We start from the raw sequence: 19,433 nt of genomic DNA, 5'->3' as shown, positions 1-19,433 counted from the left end.
AGGGCGCCCCGATGGCACATAAAGCCTTCGACGACAGGTTCCGCACGCTGATCGAAGAACACGAACCGGTGCGCCAGCTCGGCACCGGCTTCACCTTCACCGAAGGCCCGCTCTGGCATCCGGTGGAGCAGAGCCTGATCTTTTCCGACATGCCCGCCGATGTGCGGCGCCGGTACGTGCCGGGCAGCGGGGTCATGGAAATCCTCAAGCCTTCGAACAAGGGCAACGGGATGACCTATGACGCGGACCTCAATCTGATCGTCTGCGAGCATGCGACGTCGTCGGTGGCGCGCTTTCGCCCCGATGGCACGCGCGAAGTTCTGGCGAGCCACTTCGAAGGCCGTGAGCTGAATTCACCCAACGATGTGGTGGTCCGCCGCGACGGCGCGATCTTCTTTACCGATCCGACCTATGGCCGGATGGAGCATTTCGGCGTGCCGCGCCCGACCCAGATGGGATTTCAGGGCGTCTACATGCTGCCGCCCGGGCATCGGCCGGGCGACGAGGCGGTGCTGGTGTCCGACCGCTACATGTTCACCCAGCCCAACGGCTTATGTTTCTCGCCCTGCGAGCGCTGGATCTGGGTCAATGACACCGAGCAGGCCAACATCCGCATGTTCGATGTGGGCGAGGACGGGCAGCTGACGAATGCCCGCATCTTCGCCAGCGGCATCACCGAGCCGCTGCGCGCCGGTGTCCCGGATGGCATGAAGGCCGACCGCGACGGCAATGTCTTTGTCACCGCGCCGGGGGGTGTCTGGGTCTATGATTTTCATGGGCTGAAGCTGGGCGAGATTGCGGTGCCGGAGCTGGCGGCGAACCTGCATTGGGGCGACAGCGACTGGGGGACGCTCTATGTCTGCGCGACCACGTCTCTTTACTCCGTCCGCACAAAAACCACCGGCAAAGCCGAGGGGTTCATGACGCCGAAAGCCGCGCCGGCACCCGCCGCCGCTCCGGCGGCGACAGCGGCGGCCTCAACTGGCGACCTCCAACTCGCCGGTTCGGTCAATCGGATCGACCCCGCGCGCGCCGCGCTGATCCTGCAGGATCTGCAGAACGACGTGATGATCGATGGCGGCGCCTTCGCCGCGACGGGCAGCCCGGACCACGCGCGCGCCCAGAACGTGGTCGCTAATGCCAAACGGCTGGTCGAGGCCGCGCGGGCACGTGGCGTCATGGTCATCCATGTCTGGATGGTCTGCGAGGAGGGGCATCCCTATCTTGCCCAGCATGCGCCGCTGTTTCAGGGTCTGAAGGGCGAAAACGCATTGGTGCGCGGCACCTGGGGCGTGGCCCCCGCCGCAGGGCTGGAGCCGGCCCCCGGCGATCTGGTGGTCGAGAAAATGTCGATGAGCGCCTGGGAGACCTCGCGGCTCGAAAGCTACCTGCACCACGGAGGCCGCGACACGATTATCAACTGCGGCGCCTGGACCAACATGAGCGTCGAGCACACGGCCCGCACCGGTGCCGACAAGGGGTTTCGCATGGTTGTGCCGCATGACGCCTGTTCGACCATGAATGCCGACTGGCACCGCGCCTCGATCAACTATGCGATGCAGAACGTCGCCGCCGTGACGACGACGGATACCGTACTGGCCGCACTTGGGTAGCGATGGGCCGAAAGGTTCAGATCAAAGGCAGGCGGCCCGGATCGGCCACCGCGCCTGACCGCGCAGACAGGGGCCTTGTGCCCATCCTCTGCGCTGATTGTGCTGGGGCAGAGATTTCAGCTGGAGACTGGTGGTTGAGTACCGGTGGCGGTCCGAACGTCGATGATGCCTGACGAGGTCGCGACCGGCGCGCGAAACGCCTTGCAGTCCAACTCGAAACATCGCTGCCGATTGTTGCGTGATGCAATAGAAGCACGGAGTCGGTCGGGCCGTAGATGACTTGGCGGCTTAGCGGCGGAGGTATTGTCCGTCCTGGGCCTGCTGCCGGTCGGTGGCATTCACGAAGGCGTAGCGATCCAGCTCGATCTCCATCCGGTCCGCGTTGACCTTCTCACCCGCACCGAAGATGTACCCCACGGCTTCACCGAACGCCCCGGCTGTATGCGCGGCGAACATGACCGGGACCGTCGGCAATAACAGTCGGGTGGCGCGCCCGGTGCGGATGATATGATAGGCTGCGGTGATGCCGCGCTTGATCGGAATGAGGGGCGCGCCTGCGACATAAACCAGCCGCCGCCAGATCGACCAGTTCAGAAGCTCCATCCGCGCGGCGGCATAGACGCGTTGTGCGAGGTAATCCTGCCGGACCAGAACCGAAAAATCGGAGATCTGGGCGTGCGGGATAATGACTTCTGACGTGATGAACATGGGCGTTCCGCGCTGGCGCATGTCTTCGTGCAGGACCGCTTCGTTGTTCATCAGGTCGGGCAGATCGTCGCCGTATGGCATCAGCGTGTCCTTGCGGTAGGCGGCGTGATGGCCGCCGAAGCGCGGGACGGGCCCGGAGATCACCGGGGCCACGGCTGTGCCGAATTGTCCGTATAGATGCGCCCAGGCGACGATGCCGGGATTGGAGGGTTCCATGCTGAAGCCGAGCGCGGGGCGTGCGTTCTCGACCAGTTCCTTGATGGCGACCTCTGCGGTGCGAGGCGGGGGGAAATTGTGCTCCTCCAGATACATGACCGCAGGGGCGCGGGCGGCTGCGATGGCGGCGGCGAGAAAATGGCCGCTGGCGAAGGTGCCCGGGCGCTCGACAATCTGGTGGCAGCCGAAGCAGTTCAGATCGTCCATATCCGGGTTCAGGTCCTCGGCCGAACAGCAGGCGATGATCAATTCGACATCCGCGATGGCGGTCTGTTTGAGCAGGAAGCTGACCGTGCGTCTGACCGTGGCATAGGTGTCATCGGTGGCGACGATCATTGATAACTTTGGGTTTGGTGTCATGTCGTGGCTCCCTGCAATGTGTCAAATATAGCGGATCTTGTCGCAAAGTTCATCCGCAAGCCGCAGCGACAGGGCGGCAATGGTCCAGGTTGGGTTGGCGGCTCCGCCCGTCGGGAAGACGGAGCTGCCGGTGACGTAGAGGTTCGACAGCCCGTGCACCCGGCAGTCCTTGTCCACCACGCCGAAGCGGGGGTCGGACGACATGCGGGTCGAGCCCATCTGATGCAGCCCGTAGGCGTTGTAGTCCTGCAGATGCGCGAGGGACGTGTCCCCGTGCCGCAGCCCCGGGAACCCGGCCTTGGCCAGCGCCCCGGCCATCAGATGCATGGAGCGTTTCGTGCTCTCACGCATCAGGCGGCTTTCGCGGTAGGTGAGATAGGGCAGCTGACGCCCGAAGGCGTCGCGCCTGTTGCTCAGCGAGATGCGGTTCCCGGGCTCGGGTTCCTGTTCCACAAAGGCCATGAAGCGCAGGTGATCGAATCGCGCACGGTGCCACAGCTTGTTCCGGGTGTGCCAGGCGAGATAGCGCAGGCTGACGGGGCGCAGGGCGGCGATCAGGTCTGCCCTTCGGTCCGTTCCGCAACGGGGGGCCTGTGCCGACGCTGCGCGTTTGCCGGCAATAATCGGTGCTTGATCCTCATATCGGCTGTAGCGGTAGCACCTGATGTGCAGATCCAGAAGCTGTTCGCGGCGGCGGACGTCGTTTGACAGCCCGAACGTGCCCTGAACCTCGACACCATGCTCTCGGGTGCTGTTGGTGAACTCCAGAAATTCCGGCCCCCGGTCGCCCACCGGCAGCACGCCTACGGTTCTGATCGGGTGCTCCATATGATAGCGCCCGACCACGTCATGCGCATTGCCCACGCCTGCGGAATGAACCGAGTTCGATGTCAGAAGCAGGCGCGCGTTTTCGATGCCTCCGGACGCGAGCACGATCATGCGCGGGCTGAGGGTACGCACGGGTTTGCCGGGAATGGAAATCTCTATGCGCGCGATGCGCGTGCCGCTTTCGCATGGAAAAAGCTCGGTGACGGTGGCGTTCAGAAGGCAATGCACCGTCTGCGAACGAGACACCAGATCACGGTAGCGCGCGCCCAGATTCAGAGGGGCGCTATAGGCCACGGTCTTCGCGCTCAGATCGCCCTGACCGAACGGCGATCTGTTCAGATTGGCTTGAAACCGGGTGGTGGCGGCGATCCCGAAATCCGCGCGCGCTTCGTTCAGATAGCCTTCGATGTCCTGCAGCGTGATCGGCCAGCCGGAGTTCCTGATCCAGTCGCGGGCCTCGAAATCGACCGGATCAAGCGCGACGCACGCCCCGGTCCACAGGGTCGATGTACCGCCAAAGACGCGGGCACGCGAGGCCACAAAGGGATAGTCTGCGAAATTGGATTGGCCCTCGTTGAGGGCCTGCGCCTTCGGGTCCGCCTTCTGCCCGCCGCTCTCCAGCAGCCAGACCTTCAGCCCGGTCCGCGACAATCGCCGCGCGACCACCAATCCCGCGACGCCCGCGCCGACGACACAGACATCCATCTCATCCGGCACGTCCTCGACCATCTTGCGGGCGTCAAAGAACATCAGGAACCTTCCCGGCTGCACGGGTCGTCCGGGTTTGCCGGGCCGTGATTGCCGCCCAGAGCAGCACCAGACAGGCCGGGACCAACCAGACCACGCGCGCCTGATACCGGTCGACGGGGGCAGACAGCCCGCCAAACACAATTGCGTTGCAGATCAGCCCCAAGACCATTGCCAGGATCACCCGCCGCTCTGCGACGGTGCAGCGTTTGCTGAGGGTGAGCGCTGCCAGGGCGAGGGCAGAGATGATCGTTGCGGCAATGACAACCGGCTCGAAGGCATCGCGCAGCGCGCCCCCCTGGGCCTGCGTGGCATGATCGCCGGACCTGTAGGTCTGATCAAAGCCGGCGACTGCAGCGATTTGCCCCTGTCCCACGCGCAGGAATTGTTTCACGGCGTTGCCGACAAACGACCAGGTCTGCGCGGCGGGGTGGGCGAGGAAGATGTTGGCCAGAAGGGGGATTTCTTCATCCCGGATGCGTTGGACCATCTCTGCACTTTGTGCGCGGATGCCGTCTTTGGACCACAGGAACTCGCGGATGCTCTCGGGCAAGCGGTCTCCGAAGGCGTCACAGATGGCCCAGTCTTCCTGGCCGCAGTTTTCGCGCAGGTAGGCGGCACCTGGTCCATCCTGAATGGACCGGGCCAGAACAATCGGCAACCGCAGGGGCACGGTGCTGGGTTCGTCGAGGACGACGACACTGGCTCCGAGATTTGCCAGAGGCGACGCCGCCACGGTTATCGCGGCGGCGACGAGCGGAGCCACGGCCAGCCGCGCGGTCACCAGCCGCCAGAACAGAACCAGGCCCAGAAAGCCAGCCGCAAGAGGAATGTTGCCGTAGTGGGTCGCCACGGCGAAACAGGCGAGACCTGTCAGCACAGCTTGCTGGACGCGCGTCAGGCGGTCGAAGGGGCCGATCAGGCAGGCCCCGAAGATGACGATGGTGGCCGCGAAGATGTCCGGCATCAGGTAGACGACACGCCACGGCAGCTGCGTGACCGCGATCACCAAGAGCAGCCCGCCGATCAATATGACCCGCGCCTGCAGCATCTGCGGTGTCACAAGCACAAGAAGGGCAAACAGCGTCAGCGTGCCCTGCGCCCAGGCCAGCCCGAATGGGCCGAGCGCCGAGAGCAGCGCATAGGCGAACGCGGAGTAAGCGATGGACCGGCCAAAGCGCGGCTCCCCGTCGAACTGCAGCTTTTCCCCCGATGCCGTTGTATCCGACGCGGCCCCGGGCGCGGCTTCTATGGCAGTATCGGGCGTGGGCAATCCGGTTTGCATCATGCCGAGCGCCAGATCCCAGATTTCCGCGCCCGCCCTGAGGTAGCTCTGCGAATCGACAAACACGTAGTCGGCGTTCGTCACAACTATGGGCCAGCACAAAACCAGGGCCACCAGAGCCGAGATCATCAAACCGCGAAGGTTGAAGAGCGGCGCTTGCGGTTGAGGTGCCGAGGTCATCTGCCCGCGTCCAGACCCGCGTGTTGCGGTCGAGGCGGCGCGGCGGCGCGCTCGCACTCTGCCTGGCAAGGGCGTCGGGCCGGCGCATCGCACCCCCCAACGAGACCTCTCGGAGACAGGTCGCGACCGGGATGCATGATCACCCCATTTGCGCGGCGCGGACGGATTGCCCCAGTTCCAGCCGCTTGCGGAAATCTTCGATGGTCCTGACAAGCCCCGCGTGCAGGGGGCAGCGTGGCTCCCATCCCGTGAGGGACGTCATCAGCGAGATATCCGGGCACCGCCGCGTGGGGTCGTCCTGTGGGATGTCGAAAAACTCGAGCTTGGCGGTCCCGCCAACCAGATCCGTGATCGTCTGTGCCAGCTCCAGCATGGTGATCTCATGCGGGTTGCCAACATTGATCGGGCCGGTGACATCAAAGCCGAGATCCATGATCGCCATCATGCCGTCGATCAGATCATCGACAAAGCAGAACGACCGCGTCTGCTCGCCCGAGCCGTAGATGGTGATCGGCTTGCCGGTCAGGGCTTGATGCACGAAATTGGACACCACACGGCCATCATCGAGCTGCATCCGCGGGCCGTAGGTGTTGAAAATACGCATGATCTTGATATCGACGCCATGCTGGCGCCGGTAGTCGTGGAACAGGGTCTCGGCGCAGCGCTTGCCCTCGTCATAGCAGGCGCGGGGGCCGTCCACGCGGACGTTGCCGGGGTAGGCTTCCGTCTGGGGATGCTCGATCGGATCGCCATAGATCTCGGATGTCGAGGCCTGGAGGATCTTGGCGCCGGTCCGTTTGGCAAGGCCCAGAAGGTTGATCGATCCGTGCACGCTCGTCTTGAGGGTCTGAACCGGGTCGGCCTGATAGTTGCGGGGCGAGGCCGGGCAGGCGAGGTTATAGATCTCGTCGACTTCAACATACAGCGGGAAGGTCACATCGTGGCGAATGGCCTCGAAATTGGGCGCATCCATCAGATGTGCGATATTCTCCTTGCGTCCGGAGTAGTAGTTGTCGACACATATGATGTCGTGGCCCTGTTCAACAAGTCTTTCGCACAAATGGCTCCCCAAGAAGCCTGCCCCACCTGAAACCAATATTCGCCGCTGCGCCATGGCCAAAAACCCTTTAATGCTTCAAATGCTCCGATCTTAAACGAGTTAACACAGATTAATAGAATTTATGCTCGACGCATCTTCAGATTTTCAGGTTGTGGTTCCGGCACATCAGGCGGCTGACACGCTGGGGCGGTGCCTGCAGGCGCTGATCGACGGCGGCGTCGATCCGGCACAGATCGTCGTTGTGGATGATGGATCGACCGATCAGTCGGGCCAGATTGCGCGGGATCTGGGCGCGCATGTGATCCGCAACGACGAGGCCTTGCGACCGGCCAAGGCCCGCAATGCTGGCGTCGCGGCTTGCACGTCTGATTTGGTGGTTTTCGTCGACGCGGATGTGGTGCCGCATGCAGATGCGCTCCCGCGCCTTCTGGCGGCATTCGAGGACCCGAGTGTCTCGGCGGCCTTTGGCTCCTACGACACCAAACCCGAAGCCCCCTCCATCGTCAGCCGATACCGTAACCTCTTGCATTTCCACGTCCATCAGACCGCGCGGCCGGAGGCCGAGACGTTCTGGACGGGTCTTGGCGCGGCCCGCCGCGCGCGATTTGAAGCGCTTGGCGGCTTCGCCTCAGAGTGGGAAAACATCGAGGATGTGGAGTTTGGTGTGCGTCTGCGGGCCGAGGGGGACAGCATCCGCATCGTAAGGGATGCGCAGGGGACGCATTTGAAGGACTGGACGGTGCCGTCGATGTTCAAGACAGATCTTTTCGGTCGCGCCGTGCCCTGGACCCGATTGATCATGGCCGGGCGTCTGTCACCGGAAACGCTGAACGGAGGGACGGCGCATCGCGCGTCGGCACTCTGCGTCCTCGGTTTTGTCTTTCTGCTGCTCGTCAGCCCGTTTTGGGGGCCGTCACTTTTCTGGGCACTCGTCTTGGTGTGTTGCTTTGTCGCGATCAATGCCCGTTTTTTGATCAGTTTGTATCGGATCGGTGGGCTGCGGCTTGCCGTTGGCGCGGTGCCCTATCACGCGCTTCATTATCTTGCTGCGAGTCTTGGCTATGGGCGCGCGCGGCTGGTTTACGCCAGAGACGGTTAAGTCACGCCGAGCTCTGTTTGGCCGCGCGCGCAGCGGATGAATACCCGGCCACCATGGCAAACTGACTGATGGCGAGCAGAACGGACAGTCTGAGCTTGCCGAGCCCACCCTTTTTGATCGGCCACGTGAGCAGACCCCAGTAGAAGGCCAGCGGTTCTCGTTTCGGCTGATCGGCATTGCGCGCATCCAGCAGCTGGTGCAGGCGGAACGCGCCCGCGCCGTAGTTGGAATGCTGTCGCCAGTATTTCTGGAGCGTCATGCCGTGGTAGTGGTCGATGATGGCGTCTTCAGCGTAGACCAGCGCCCCGCCGGCATCCCTCCAGCGCAGGCCGAAGTCGCGGTCTTCGGCAGCGGCGCGCTCGAAGGTCTGATTGAACCCTCCAATGTTTTCAAAGCCTTCGCGACTCATTCCGATGTTATTGGACGTGAAGAACGGCACGTTGCCCCGATCGGCTTCGAAATAGTCGTAGAGGTAGTCACACAGGGCCTGACTGGCAGAGGCATAGGGATCGTCGGGCAGCGCATTGATCACAAGACCGCCCACCAGCCGGTCGGACCGCCCGGCGTGTGCGGCATGCAGCTTGGACAGCCAGTCTGGCCGGGGCTGACAATCGTCATCCGTAAAGGCGATGAAGGGCGCGGATGTGCTGCGTGCGCCGCGGTTGCGCGCGGTTGCTGGCCCCGCATTGTCCTGCCGCAGGCAGCGGACCTTATCGCCGAACGCTGCGCAGACCTCCTGCAGCGGCGTGGGCGAGCCGTCGTCGACGACAACCACTTCGAAATCCACGGCATCCTGCGCCATGAGCGCCCGCAGGCAGCGTTCCAGCTGCGCGGGTCGGTTATAGCTTGGGATAATGACGGCGATTTGCGGCATGTGTTCTATCTGGCAAAATTGTATCCGTTTGCAAACAACCAATGCGCATTGCCGGTTTCCTTTGGTCGAGATTTTTTGGAAATTGGGATAGTGGGGCAGGGCGGCTGATGTGAGAGGGTTCGATATGACGAGATTGCGAAATCAACCGGCCGGCAGCGTAATCCTGGTTGCATCCGCCGGGCAGGACAGCATTGCGCGCACGCTTGAGTGTTTGCGACATCAGACCATCGCGGATCGACTGGAGATTGTACTTGCAGCGCGACCCGATGAGGTGTCAGGTTTGAAGACCACGGATCCTGAGGGGTTTTTCGGCGTCGAGGTGGTGCCTGCTGATTTCACGACCTCGGCCATTGCGCGCAGCGCAGCGATTCGCAAAGCAAGCGCCGATGTCGTGTTGTTCGTGGAGGATCATTCCTTTCCGACGCGGGCCGATTGGGCGGAACGGTTGGTCGCGGCGCATCAGGCCGGGCATGTGGCGGTCGGCCCCTCGATGAAGAATGCCAACCCCCGAACACCCACCAGCTGGGCCAATCTTGTAATCGAGTACGGCCAGTGGATGAATGTGACCGCCGCGGGCCAGGTGGACCAGTTGCCCGGGCACAATTCGTCGTACAAGCGCGCGGCGCTGACGCAGTACGGCGATGATCTCGCCGAGATGCTGGAGGCGGAGTGGGTGCTGCACAATGAACTGCGCGCCCAAGGTGAAACGCTCTGGATCGATCCGGAGATTTCGACGGCACATCTGAATTTCTCCAGATTCGGCAGTGCGATGAAGTTGCATTTTCTGGAAGGACGCATGTTCGCCGCGAGCCGCTCGGCGCATTGGGGGCGCGGGCGGCGGGCCGCCTACGCGCTCGCCTTTCCGCTCATCTTTGTGGTGCGGTTTGTGCGGATCGCGCGCCAGCTCTTGGCCAGCGAGGAAGCGCGCTCGTACTTCCTCAGGACGGTCCCGTCCTGTGTCGTCTTCCTGCTGCTGAGTGCGATGGGTGAGGGCATGGGCTATGCGTTCTCGGATGGCGGACAGCGTGCCCAGTTGGGACAGTTGGAGTATGACCGCTGGAAATTCATTCAGACCGGCGAACAGGACCTGACCATCGATTATGTCTGATCGATCAGGGCAAGGTCGCGCTGCCAGGAGAGCGGCAGGTCCTCTCCGGCGATAGCGCGGGCGGCGCTGTAGGACTTGGCCAGCTTTCCTGCCAATATGGCGCGTGTTTCCAGGGAGATTTCGACTGCGGGCGCGCGGTTGACCGGGCGGTCTGATGGCACCGCACTGCGCCCGATGCCCAAGTAATCGCATAAGGCATCGCACTGGGCCTGAGTGCGGGCAGGATCGAAAAGGTGCTCCGTAAAGAAGGTCTTGAACCGATCCTCGGGAAGCACGGCGCGGTAAGTCTTCAGTGACCTGGGGTAGTTCACGTGAAAGCTCTGGCCGCAGAGCGTGCACAGCGCATCCGTCAGGTCGGTGCCCCCGGGCGCCTTCAGCCCCGGTCGGGTCGACAGAAAGCTGTATTGCGACAAGAGCCGGTCCACCGGGTTGCGCATCACGAAAAAGACATTGGGTTGGTCGAGGAGGGCATCCATGTGCCGCACCGCATCTTCGTCCAGCATGGCATAGGACGGGGAGATTTCTCCGGCAACGGCACCCGACCGGGCCAATTCATCGAAAAACGCACGATAGCTGTCGTCGCTCAGCTTGCGGATGCCGAGATAGTGATAGCAAAGCCGCAGGCCGGACAGCGGATGTTTGCGCGTATAGTTGCCCAATCCCAGCACAGCGAGCCGCGTGTTCATGGCTTCACTGATGACCCGCTTGCGCGCCTCCACGTGTTTTGCGTCGAAGTAGCAGACTTCCTTGATGGGTGAGAAACGTATATCTGGCAGCCGTCTCAAGAAGTGGCCAATCCAGGTGGTGCCGGCACGCTGCGCGCCGACACCCACAAAAAACGGTCGTCTGCTCATCTGTGTGCGCCTCACGTGCGGCTTTATGCCAGTCTGCGCGTTGACCGCCGGTTTGCAAGCCCTCACAAAGAGACGAGGGGCGGAAAGTGCCATGGGTTGGACCAACTGAATGCATAATACGCAGCGCTATTTTGTCGGCATCGGCGCGCAGCGTGCCGGCACCACATGGCTGGCCCGCATGTTCGACCGCCACCCTGACATTGGCATGTCGCCCGTCAAGGAGACACACTACTGGAGCTCGAAATACGTAGATCACCAGCGCAATTCTGTGCGCGGCCTGCAGGCGATGAAGATCCGGATGCCGCAGCTGCTGCGTCATTGCCGGGCGCACCCCGGCGAAACGCTGCCTTGGATCTCTGCTTATCTGGGCATGATGGCGCACCGAGACGCCAGCTACCGGACCTTCATCGAGAGAGGCCGCTACGGATGTCCGGTGGCAGGTGAGATCACGCCAGCCTATGCGACCTTGCCCAAGGAGGCTTTTGCGGCTTTGGACGGCTGTCTGGCTCAACCCCGGTACATCTTCATTCTGCGCAATCCTGCGGACAGGTTCATCAGCCAGATCGCACATACGGCGGATCGAGACGCATCGGTTTTGAGAACACCCCTGTCGGAATTGTTGGCGCAGCCCTATTTTGCGATGCGCTCGTCCTATGAGGCCACCTATCTCACCTGCCGGAGCGTCGTTGATGCCGACCGGCTTCACGTTCTCTTTTACGAAGATCTCTTTGGTCCGCAGACAGCGCAGCCCGCGTTCGACGCACTCTGCGCGTTTCTGGGCGTGCCCAGCATGGCGGTCGACATTGCGGAGGTGGTCAATGCCCGACCCCGGCCCGAGCACGGCGCGGCGCGAGAGGAGATCGTCGCGCTGTTGCAGAATGACTATCTCTTCGCCCGGGACAGCTTCCCGGATGCGTTGCCGTCAAGCTGGATCAGCGATCTGGCCCTGATGGACGGTCTGCCGCGCGACCGCGCCGCAGCACCGGGTGGTCAGTCATGCTGAGCACAAACCGCGCCTATGCCTCTGGCGCCGGGGGCGTCTTGGTGTCCCAGGGTGTCAGCGCAGTCGCGGGCGTTGTTTCTCTGTGGTTGCTGGCCCGTATTCTCACGACCGATCAGCTGGCCGGCTATGTGGTCGCGATGTCTGTTCTGATCCTTGTCGGGTACAATGCCGGTCTCGCCATCGAGCGCGCCATGTTGCTGCGCCTTGCCGAGCTTCCGGTCGCGCCCGGGGTGCTCGCCGGGCGCGGTCTGATGCTGCGTACGCTCGCTGTGGTTTTGTGTCTGGCGGTGCTGGCGCTGGTGTGTGTGGTGGTCTACGCGCAAGGCGCCGGCGATGCGGGCAGGTGGCTGATGCAGATGTCGCCCCTGATCCCGGCGATCACCATCGGCGTGACCCTGACGGTGTGGTTTCAGGCCAACCACCGTGTCGGCACATCCGCGATCATGCAGGGGTTGACCGATGGCGGACGCTGCCTGTTTTTCGCTGCCGTCTTTCTGGCGGGCCTGGGCCCGTCCGCGGTGGCCTATGCGGCGGTGCTGGCGGCAGCCTTGCCGATTTTTGCCCTGTCCTCTCTGGCCTGGGGCAAAAGCGTGCATGCCCCGTCCGATCTGCGCCTGAGGGATATCGGTGCGGGCTTTCAGTTTCTGGTCATGCGCGTGTCGCAAATGGGGCTGCGGCAGCTTGACATCATCATCGTGGGCATGTTCGCCACCGGCCTCGAAACCGCGCAATACGCCATCGCGGCGCGCATATCTGCGCTGGCCTCCGTCGGTCATCTGGCTTTTTCCAGCACCTACATGCCGCGTGTGCGGCATCACCTTGCAACCGCCGACCAGGAGGCGATCAAACGCGAGTTCCACGGCGCGCGCCTGCTCGCCTTCGTGATGACCCTTCTGGCCGCGATCACATTCTATGTGTTTGGGTCGTTCGCCCTGGGCGTCTTCGGGAATTTCACGGGCGGGTATCCGGCGCTTCTGCTGCTGATGGCTGCACAGCTTCTGAATGCCAGCTATGGCTTGCAGACGGAGCATCTGGCCATGTCCGGCCACCTGCATGTGGCGGCTGTCATTCGTGGCCTGACAACTTTTGTCTTTGTGATTGCGCTGCTGATCTTGGTGCCCGGCTACTCCAGCGTAGGGGCCGGGGTTTCGGCACTGATCGCGGCTGTGGTCTTCAGCGTTTCGGGCGCATGGGCGCTGCGGTGGCGCGGGGGGCCGGCCGTGTTATCCGTGCGGCTGACCGGTGCTGCGATTGCGTCAACCTGCGCGATGATCGCAGGTGCTCTGATCCCTCAGGTTTGGGGGGCCGCCCTGGCCGTGCTCTGCCTGTGCCTGATCGCGACACTGACGGCTGAACGCAGCCTGCTTTGGCGGATCGCACGAGATTTGCGGCCGTCTTGAGACACATTCAGCAGCCCTTGACCTGACGCCGCCTGCGGCACCCTGGTTGCCGGATGAGCGGATCGTGGGCGGGGCCGACCGGCGGCGGCGCACCCCCGGGCGCACTTCATGGTAGCGGAAGCAGATGTGCCGGCCGTGGGCAGCGTTGTTTCGGTTCTTGACGCAAGCCTGTCCGCCGTCGTGCAGGACAGGCAGACGCCGGCACATCGGTTCCAAGGGGCTTGGGGCGGACGGGGCCCCTCAGACCTTGGCGCGTGCCGCGCTGTCCGGTTGTCTGCGCTGAGGCTGACGACCTCTCCGGTTTGGTCTGCATACGACCGTTCGGCTTTCTTCTGGTCTGTGAGCGGGGTCAAGCCGACAGCAGCCCGTCTTTTAGGCAGCTCCGAGCAGTGCCAATTGCGGCCTGGCATGACAGCAGCGGTGGACATGACGACAGACGGCCGAAGGTTGATTAGTTATTCCTTCGTTCCTATCGTCGAAAGGGTATAGCCAGGATTTGGGGAAAGGGAGAGGGCAACCGGCATGGTCGATTTCTTTCAGTCCCTGGGCCTGACAGCCTATCTGATCCTGGCGGTTCTGGTGCTTGTCCTCTGGAATATCAAGAAGCTGATCCTCTTGCGCTCGCCGCTCGATTCCCAACAGCACCGGACTTGGCGTGCAACTGGGGGGACCACCCGTCCCGATCATTTGGAGAATTCGGATCTAGATGCCCCTGGGCAATCCAAGACGTCGGACAGCGATAAGGACAAGTAACAGGGATTGGAGCAACCGGATCTCGGGCGACCTAGCCGCTTTCGAACCTTACGTAAAACTCCGTTATGTCCTCGGCAAATGCGGACCTGAAGGCAGATTTCCAGTCATGTCCTTCGCCCATGCGGTGATAGAACTCCAAGATCGCGCCATCTCCGTGATCGTGGGCCAACATCATCGCCGCAAGAAAACCCTTGTAGTACATCGCATCGGCCAGCCGGGGGTCATCCGAGAAATACTCAAGCTTGGATAGCGGTGTCGTGATCCGCGACGTTAGTTCACGGACGCCGTCCGTGACGGATTCGATATCCAAGTCGCATGTATCGCAGCCGAAGAATTCGCCGAAGTAGAAGGCGGACCCTTCCATCAGCCATGCAGGGCCGAAGGCATCGAGTGTGTCGTCGATCTCGGCAAGACGGCTCAGCCCGACGGACTGGAATTGCACCGAGTGATAGAGTTCATGAGCGAGCGCAATCGAGATGAACTTCCGTTCGGCTTCGGGGGCGGACGTCTCGCTCAGAAAGACACAAAGGGCAATTGCGTCCCCCGTGAAAACGCCAAAGGCCCTGTCATTCGGAGATGTGCACCTACGCTTGAACGCGTCCGATAGCTCCTCTTCGTTCAGCGATGCAGAGTGCTCTTGAAAGAGCGGCCAAAGGTCGTCGGCGTCCGTCGCGACAATCACGGGGGGTACGGTGAATTCCCGGCCGTCGAGTTGATCGCCAAGGACGGCGGTTTGATGGCTGAGCACGTCGACGACGATCCTGTCGAGGCCTCTCGCCTTGATGGCTGACGCGGCAACGACACCACCATCGGCCAGAGTTGAGACGGCGCTCATGCAGAGGAGCACGCTGGAAGTGACAACGATTTGCGCCGTTTTCAGCATCTCCATCCTCCGCCTCGCCCGATGGCCGATCTCTTCCCCGATGCCAGTGCAAAGGGGAAGAGATATCGCGTTTAGATCCGCGGGTTAGCGGCCATCCCAGTCGCCGTAATTGTGATCACCCGAATAGGCGTCACCATCGCCGTTGATGGACGGGTTCTGGTTGGGGTCGCTCATATCCCTGGCAATCTCGGCGATAGACCTCGTGGCCGCCTGATGCGGGGTCGGGGGCGCCCCCAGATAGGACGGTGTGGTGCCACGGATGGAACGGGAAACGCCGCCTCCGCCACTGTCGCCTCCGCCACCGCCGCCGCCGAAGGACGCCGCTCCAAAGAGATCATCAGAAATTGAAGTTTTACAAACGCTTGACATTTTGTGTCTCACTTTTGGTTTTGGCCCGGTTGTGCTACCTAGGCCACGCTTGATGTTCGCCGGCAATGAGTCCGACGGCTCAATCGGGCGGTGGGTTGGTCAAGAACCTGCCGCCCACTTACGGTCACAGATCGCAACAGCCTGCGACCGCAATCTCGAGTTGACGCTACTGAAGCTCAGTAGCGCCAGAAATAGCTCACCGACATGGTGGGACTGTCCAGTGCGTAAACCTGATGGAACCACCCCGCAGGCTGCACGAGAAGCTCGCCGGGATGCAGCTCGACCGAGATGCATTTTGCCTCGCGTGCCTTGGGGTATCTGTCATGATCAGGTCGGTCCGGCTGAAACCAGCATTTCTGGTAATTGTTGTAGGATTTGTAGGGATAAAGCAGATCGGCCTGATCGGCTGAATAAAGGTCGAGCCTCTTGCGGCCGACCACCTGAAACAGGAAGCCTGTCAGCGGGTCGCGGTGCAGCGGTGTGGCCGGCACGCCGGTGGCAACCGAGCCGAGCCAGAGTTGCGGCGGCACGAAGTCTTCGGCGTCAAAGTACATCGGTCCGAAATTCGCCCACATCTCATCTGGAAGGCCGGAGCCTTCTGTATAGGCCTTGAATTCGAGCGATGAGCCCGCTTTGGTGGGCGTGTTTTCGAAGGTGCGCAGTTCGTCTACGAATTGCCGCATGGTGACATGGTCCGACGCGGAGCGCATGCATACCACGACGTCGCCATACTCGGCTTCCAGCCGTTCGAGCGACCAGTCCCGGCAAGGGGGCGAAGGCTCGAGCCCTGAGACAATGACAGGCCGGCTGTCTTCCATTGCCTCGAGCAATTGATATTGGCTGGGGGCATTGAGACGCTGCACCTCCACGCCATTCCGGTAGCCCCTGTCGCGGTGCAATCGCTCGACGCTGGCGAAACGCTGCAAGGTCCAGTCGCTTGGCCGCAGACAGGAGAAGGCGAGCAGGAAGGCGAGGCTTTGATCACCGGCAAGTTCGGTGCTGCCGATGATTTCCGGGCTGCGCCAGTCGACGATATCGAATTCCCGAAAGATCAGTTCCAAGGTCGATATGGGGAATTTTATCTCGGTGTCGGCGTCATAGTCTCCCTCGGGCCGGTCGACCAACAACTCATCGGCAAAACGAGCGCGAAACCCGAGTTGCGGGTAATCCTGCACAGTGACGCGAACGGTTCCTCTGCGTCGCTCCGGATTCTCGAACCCGTCTTGGACAAGCTTGATGAAGCCCTCAACTGTATGCTGGGGGCTCACGAAGTCCGACTGAGGATAAGCAACGTTCATGCTATGGCCCTCTCGCCTGCTTGCCGGGCGGTGATGCCAATCCAGCGGCTGACGCGTCGGACGGAGCCATCGGGATTGCGCCTTAGACTTGTGGCGCCCGGTTCATCTGGAAAGATATTGTGCAGCACATCGTGCAGAACCTCGCGGATGTTGCCGTACGGCGTGATCCAATCGTTGAAAAACAACCTATCGCCGCTTTGCCATTCGTCATGGGTCAGGGCACGCCCGGTCGCGTGCAGCTCGCGCTCGACATCTTCGCTGATCCACGCCCACGTCACCATGGCCGTCGGAGCATAGTCATTGTTCAAATAGAATCGAACCTGCTTGGTCCATAACGCAGGCAGCACCTCGGCACGAAAATAGTCACCAAGTTTGTGATGCCGATGGTAGTGTGATTGCGCCAGAAGCTCCAACGCATAGCCGGTCGAGGCGTAGTGATCGATTTCTACCATGCGGCCTGCACCTCGCGTGCGCTGCGTGCATGGATTGACATGACGGTGCCTGCTTCCGAAAGACGCGACCGCAGTCTTTTCTGCAGTTCAAAGTGATGGCCGAAAGGGGCGGCCTGACGGGTGATACGGATATCTCCAGAGCTTTCGGGATGGCGTTCCCATATGGCGTAGCCGATTGGCTTCATGTCTTCGGCGAAGGCGATCAGGGCGGACTTGTCTTGCATGTGGCTACGCAAAGCGGCGTAATAGTCGCCGATCTCGCGCTCGGACTCCCCCTTCCAATAGTCGATATCCAGAAGCGCCATCATTCCGAGTGATCGATATCGATTGATCGCCGGGTGATCCCGGTCCGGCTTGGGGGCGGGGAGCAGGTAGTTTTCGGTTTTATGTGGAACGTGTTTTCTTCGGTCGGTGGCCATAAGACGTGTGATCCCTTCTTTCCCCAAGAACGTGTTCCAAAGTGTATCGGCTCCCTGCCCATCATAGGACTTTGCCGCAAGCACACGCGCTATCGTGTAATTCCACCGATAGCTGTATGGTGTGCCGGGGTCACCAAGCGCTCGTGCGAGCTGCGTCGCATCGGCATGCAGGTAGACAAGGTCATCGGCGCTGTGCGCCGCCTGCAGATCGGCTGCGATTGGACTGTGAGCGGTGGCGCTGTATTCGAGTAAGGCCAGCTCGCTCAGAAAAGCCGCGATCTCGCGCTGGATTGGTGGGATGAAGCGCCCACCTCCCAGGGTCAGTTGGACCGCATGGCCGAACTCATGGGCAACGGCAAGGATATCGGCCGCGGAGACTGAATAGCGGATGGACACGAGCGGCGCTTTGTCAGGACTGCGATCCAGGGTGAAAGGTTGCTGGACGTCCTCACCTTCGGCGACGCATTCGAGCTCGATCGCGTGCGCCGCCCGTTCGATTGACTGCGCGTTGCCGGGGAACTTCTTGGTTAGCGCTTCCATGGCAAGCGCCCAGGCGTCCTTCGCGGAGAGGGTTGTCGCATTGGACGGCGTCTGCGCAGCGCGGCCTTCAGGCGTCAGGTCATTCAGCACGGTTGATACGGCCGCAGGAGTGAGACAGTGCAACTCCAACCAAGTTCTCAAGTCATTTGCCATGATATCGATACGCTGCAATGTCTGTAGCCCATCGCCAACCAAGGGATGTGCAATCGCGTTACAATTCGCCGTTAACCTGCATTTGGAAAAAGGACCCTGCTGATGTCAACGATCGCATCTTCGGTGGCGATTTTCGGCGGAATCCGCCGATGGGCTGCGGCAACGCCCATGGTCCGTCAGCCAGTGGGGCCTTGCACCGGAACCATCGTCCTTTTGGTAGTTGCTCGGCAAACGGACACGAGCACAGTCGAAGCGGTCGCCGCAATCGAAATGGGGCGCGGTACTGCTATCCTCACCAGAACAGTTGTCGTTTCCGGCAGTGCCGCGCGGCGCGCGACCCGACTATCCACCGATTGGTTCGGCGCTATCGCCCTGGCGCTCCCAGCCATTCAAGGCCCACCGCGTGCCGCGATCATTAAATGAGCCCATTTTCCCTTCGCGTCGGGGATCCGAAAAGCCAAAAAACAGCAACCCTTTCATTTGGTATCCGCTTTTCTTCAGAACCGCGGTCCAATCTATGCAACTTGGAGGAACGAACCGCTCATTACCTGAAGCCAAAGTGCTTGCGGTAATGACTATGCAATCTAAATATGATCAAAATTCGAAGTCCGCCAAATCGAATGAAACGGACCCTTACGATCGACAGCTCAGAGGCAGCTTCGTCCCGCAAATCAGTTGAAAATCTTCAGGCTTCGATTGCGCTTGCGACGAAGGTCCCGTCTGTTGGGTCGCGCCGCAGCGACGTCAAGTCGAGCCATCGTCCTGTACGGGTCGCCCTCGTCCGAGCAAAGAGACCGAGTTTGTTCAATGACGTATTTGCCCGAATGATGGTAGTGAGCCCCTAGGCTGAGGACGCATTGATTTTCGACCGAAGGCATGATTCACGGCTCAGGACTGAGCGGTGAACATGTCTGATCTTTTCTAGTTGAGCGGCGCGCAGATGGCGCGTCTTGAGCGCTTCTTCCCGAAGTCCCACGGGAAACCCCGCGTCGATGACAGTCGGGTGTTGAGCGGGATTGTCTTCATCAATCGCAATGGCTTGCGTTGGCGCGATGCCCCTGAAGCCCACGGTCCGCACAAGACACTCTACACCCGTTGGAAACGGTGAAGCGACAAGGGCATCTTCGCCCGGATGATGGCCGGACTGGCTGCCCGGCACGGCGAAGAGACGACCGTGAGGATTGACGCCACCGACCTGGAGGACCACCGCACAGCGACCGGCATGGCCGCG

Annotated in this window: 16 protein-coding genes and 1 pseudogene; 7 read left to right on the top strand and 10 right to left on the bottom strand. The window is 61.7% G+C overall.

The window, feature by feature from the left end; genetic code table 11:
* Positions 1-11 precede the first annotated feature (11 nt).
* Positions 12-1,613, top strand: a complete 1,602-nt coding sequence (locus MUB52_RS18470) for an isochorismatase family protein (RefSeq protein WP_263845634.1) — start codon at positions 12-14, stop codon at positions 1,611-1,613.
* A 288-nt stretch (positions 1,614-1,901) separates the two neighbouring features.
* Here the strand turns inward: MUB52_RS18470 and MUB52_RS18465 are convergent, their stop codons facing one another.
* The 4 genes from MUB52_RS18465 to MUB52_RS18450 all read right to left on the bottom strand — a co-directional run bounded on the left by MUB52_RS18465 (position 1,902) and on the right by MUB52_RS18450 (position 7,051).
* Positions 1,902-2,897, bottom strand: coding sequence for a hypothetical protein (locus tag MUB52_RS18465; protein WP_263845633.1), 996 nt, complete (start codon positions 2,895-2,897; stop codon positions 1,902-1,904).
* 21 nt (positions 2,898-2,918) lie between these two features.
* On the bottom strand, positions 2,919-4,475 hold the full coding sequence (locus tag MUB52_RS18460; RefSeq protein ID WP_263845632.1) for an FAD-dependent oxidoreductase: 1,557 nt from the start codon (positions 4,473-4,475) through the stop codon (positions 2,919-2,921).
* A complete protein-coding gene (locus tag MUB52_RS18455; RefSeq protein ID WP_263845631.1) occupies positions 4,465-5,937 on the bottom strand; it encodes a hypothetical protein in 1,473 nt (490 codons plus the stop codon). Before MUB52_RS18455 ends, MUB52_RS18460 begins: the two co-directional genes overlap by 11 nt.
* Before the next feature lie 139 nt (positions 5,938-6,076).
* Positions 6,077-7,051: a UDP-glucuronic acid decarboxylase family protein gene (locus MUB52_RS18450; RefSeq protein WP_263845630.1), complete on the bottom strand. Its 975-nt coding sequence runs from the start codon at positions 7,049-7,051 to the stop codon at positions 6,077-6,079.
* Between the two features lie 67 nt (positions 7,052-7,118).
* Between MUB52_RS18450 and MUB52_RS18445 the strand changes: the two genes are divergently transcribed.
* Entirely contained in the window at positions 7,119-8,096 is a 978-nt protein-coding gene (locus tag MUB52_RS18445) for a glycosyltransferase (RefSeq protein ID WP_263845629.1), read from the top strand.
* A gap of 1 nt (position 8,097) precedes the next feature.
* Here MUB52_RS18445 and MUB52_RS18440 read toward each other — a convergent pair whose 3' ends face one another.
* The gene (locus MUB52_RS18440; protein WP_263845628.1) at positions 8,098-8,970 is read right to left on the bottom strand and encodes a glycosyltransferase family 2 protein; all 873 of its coding nucleotides are present in this window, start codon (positions 8,968-8,970) and stop codon (positions 8,098-8,100) included.
* Positions 8,971-9,094: 124 nt separating this feature from the next.
* On the opposite strand from MUB52_RS18440, the gene MUB52_RS18435 reads away from it, so the two are divergent.
* Entirely contained in the window at positions 9,095-10,078 is a 984-nt protein-coding gene (locus tag MUB52_RS18435; protein WP_263845627.1) for a glycosyltransferase, read from the top strand.
* On the opposite strand, the gene MUB52_RS18430 is transcribed toward MUB52_RS18435, so the two are convergent.
* The gene (locus tag MUB52_RS18430) at positions 10,069-10,932 is read right to left on the bottom strand and encodes a sulfotransferase (protein ID WP_263845626.1); all 864 of its coding nucleotides are present in this window, start codon (positions 10,930-10,932) and stop codon (positions 10,069-10,071) included. The genes MUB52_RS18435 and MUB52_RS18430 overlap by 10 nt on opposite strands.
* Positions 10,933-11,041: 109 nt before the next feature.
* Between MUB52_RS18430 and MUB52_RS18425 the strand changes: the two genes are divergently transcribed.
* The 3 genes from MUB52_RS18425 (at position 11,042) to MUB52_RS18415 (ending at position 14,088) form a co-directional block, all read left to right on the top strand.
* A complete protein-coding gene (locus MUB52_RS18425) occupies positions 11,042-11,935 on the top strand; it encodes a sulfotransferase family protein (RefSeq protein WP_263845625.1) in 894 nt (297 codons plus the stop codon).
* Entirely contained in the window at positions 11,929-13,335 is a 1,407-nt protein-coding gene (locus tag MUB52_RS18420) for a lipopolysaccharide biosynthesis protein (RefSeq protein ID WP_263845624.1), read from the top strand. Before MUB52_RS18425 ends, MUB52_RS18420 begins: the two co-directional genes overlap by 7 nt.
* Before the next feature lie 522 nt (positions 13,336-13,857).
* Positions 13,858-14,088, top strand: a complete 231-nt coding sequence (locus MUB52_RS18415; protein ID WP_263845623.1) for a hypothetical protein — start codon at positions 13,858-13,860, stop codon at positions 14,086-14,088.
* 31 nt (positions 14,089-14,119) lie between these two features.
* Here the strand turns inward: MUB52_RS18415 and MUB52_RS18410 are convergent, their stop codons facing one another.
* From MUB52_RS18410 to MUB52_RS18395, 4 genes are all read right to left on the bottom strand, one after another.
* A complete protein-coding gene (locus MUB52_RS18410; protein WP_263845622.1) occupies positions 14,120-14,977 on the bottom strand; it encodes a hypothetical protein in 858 nt (285 codons plus the stop codon).
* 539 nt (positions 14,978-15,516) lie between these two features.
* Positions 15,517-16,638, bottom strand: coding sequence for a cupin-like domain-containing protein (locus tag MUB52_RS18405; protein ID WP_263845621.1), 1,122 nt, complete (start codon positions 16,636-16,638; stop codon positions 15,517-15,519).
* Positions 16,635-17,090: a toxin-activating lysine-acyltransferase gene (locus MUB52_RS18400; RefSeq protein WP_263845620.1), complete on the bottom strand. Its 456-nt coding sequence runs from the start codon at positions 17,088-17,090 to the stop codon at positions 16,635-16,637. The genes MUB52_RS18405 and MUB52_RS18400 overlap by 4 nt, the downstream gene beginning before the upstream one ends.
* Positions 17,084-18,220, bottom strand: coding sequence for a hypothetical protein (locus tag MUB52_RS18395; RefSeq protein ID WP_263845619.1), 1,137 nt, complete (start codon positions 18,218-18,220; stop codon positions 17,084-17,086). The genes MUB52_RS18400 and MUB52_RS18395 overlap by 7 nt, the downstream gene beginning before the upstream one ends.
* 922 nt (positions 18,221-19,142) lie before the next feature.
* Here MUB52_RS18395 and MUB52_RS18390 point away from each other — a divergent pair.
* Positions 19,143-19,433: pseudogene (locus MUB52_RS18390) on the top strand (transposase); the annotation flags it as partial.

Origin of the sequence: Roseobacter sinensis (assembly GCF_025755255.1) — a bacterium.
Taxonomy (GTDB): Bacteria; Pseudomonadota; Alphaproteobacteria; order Rhodobacterales; family Rhodobacteraceae; genus Roseobacter; species Roseobacter sinensis.
This window is presented reverse-complemented; position numbering and strand designations above follow the sequence as displayed.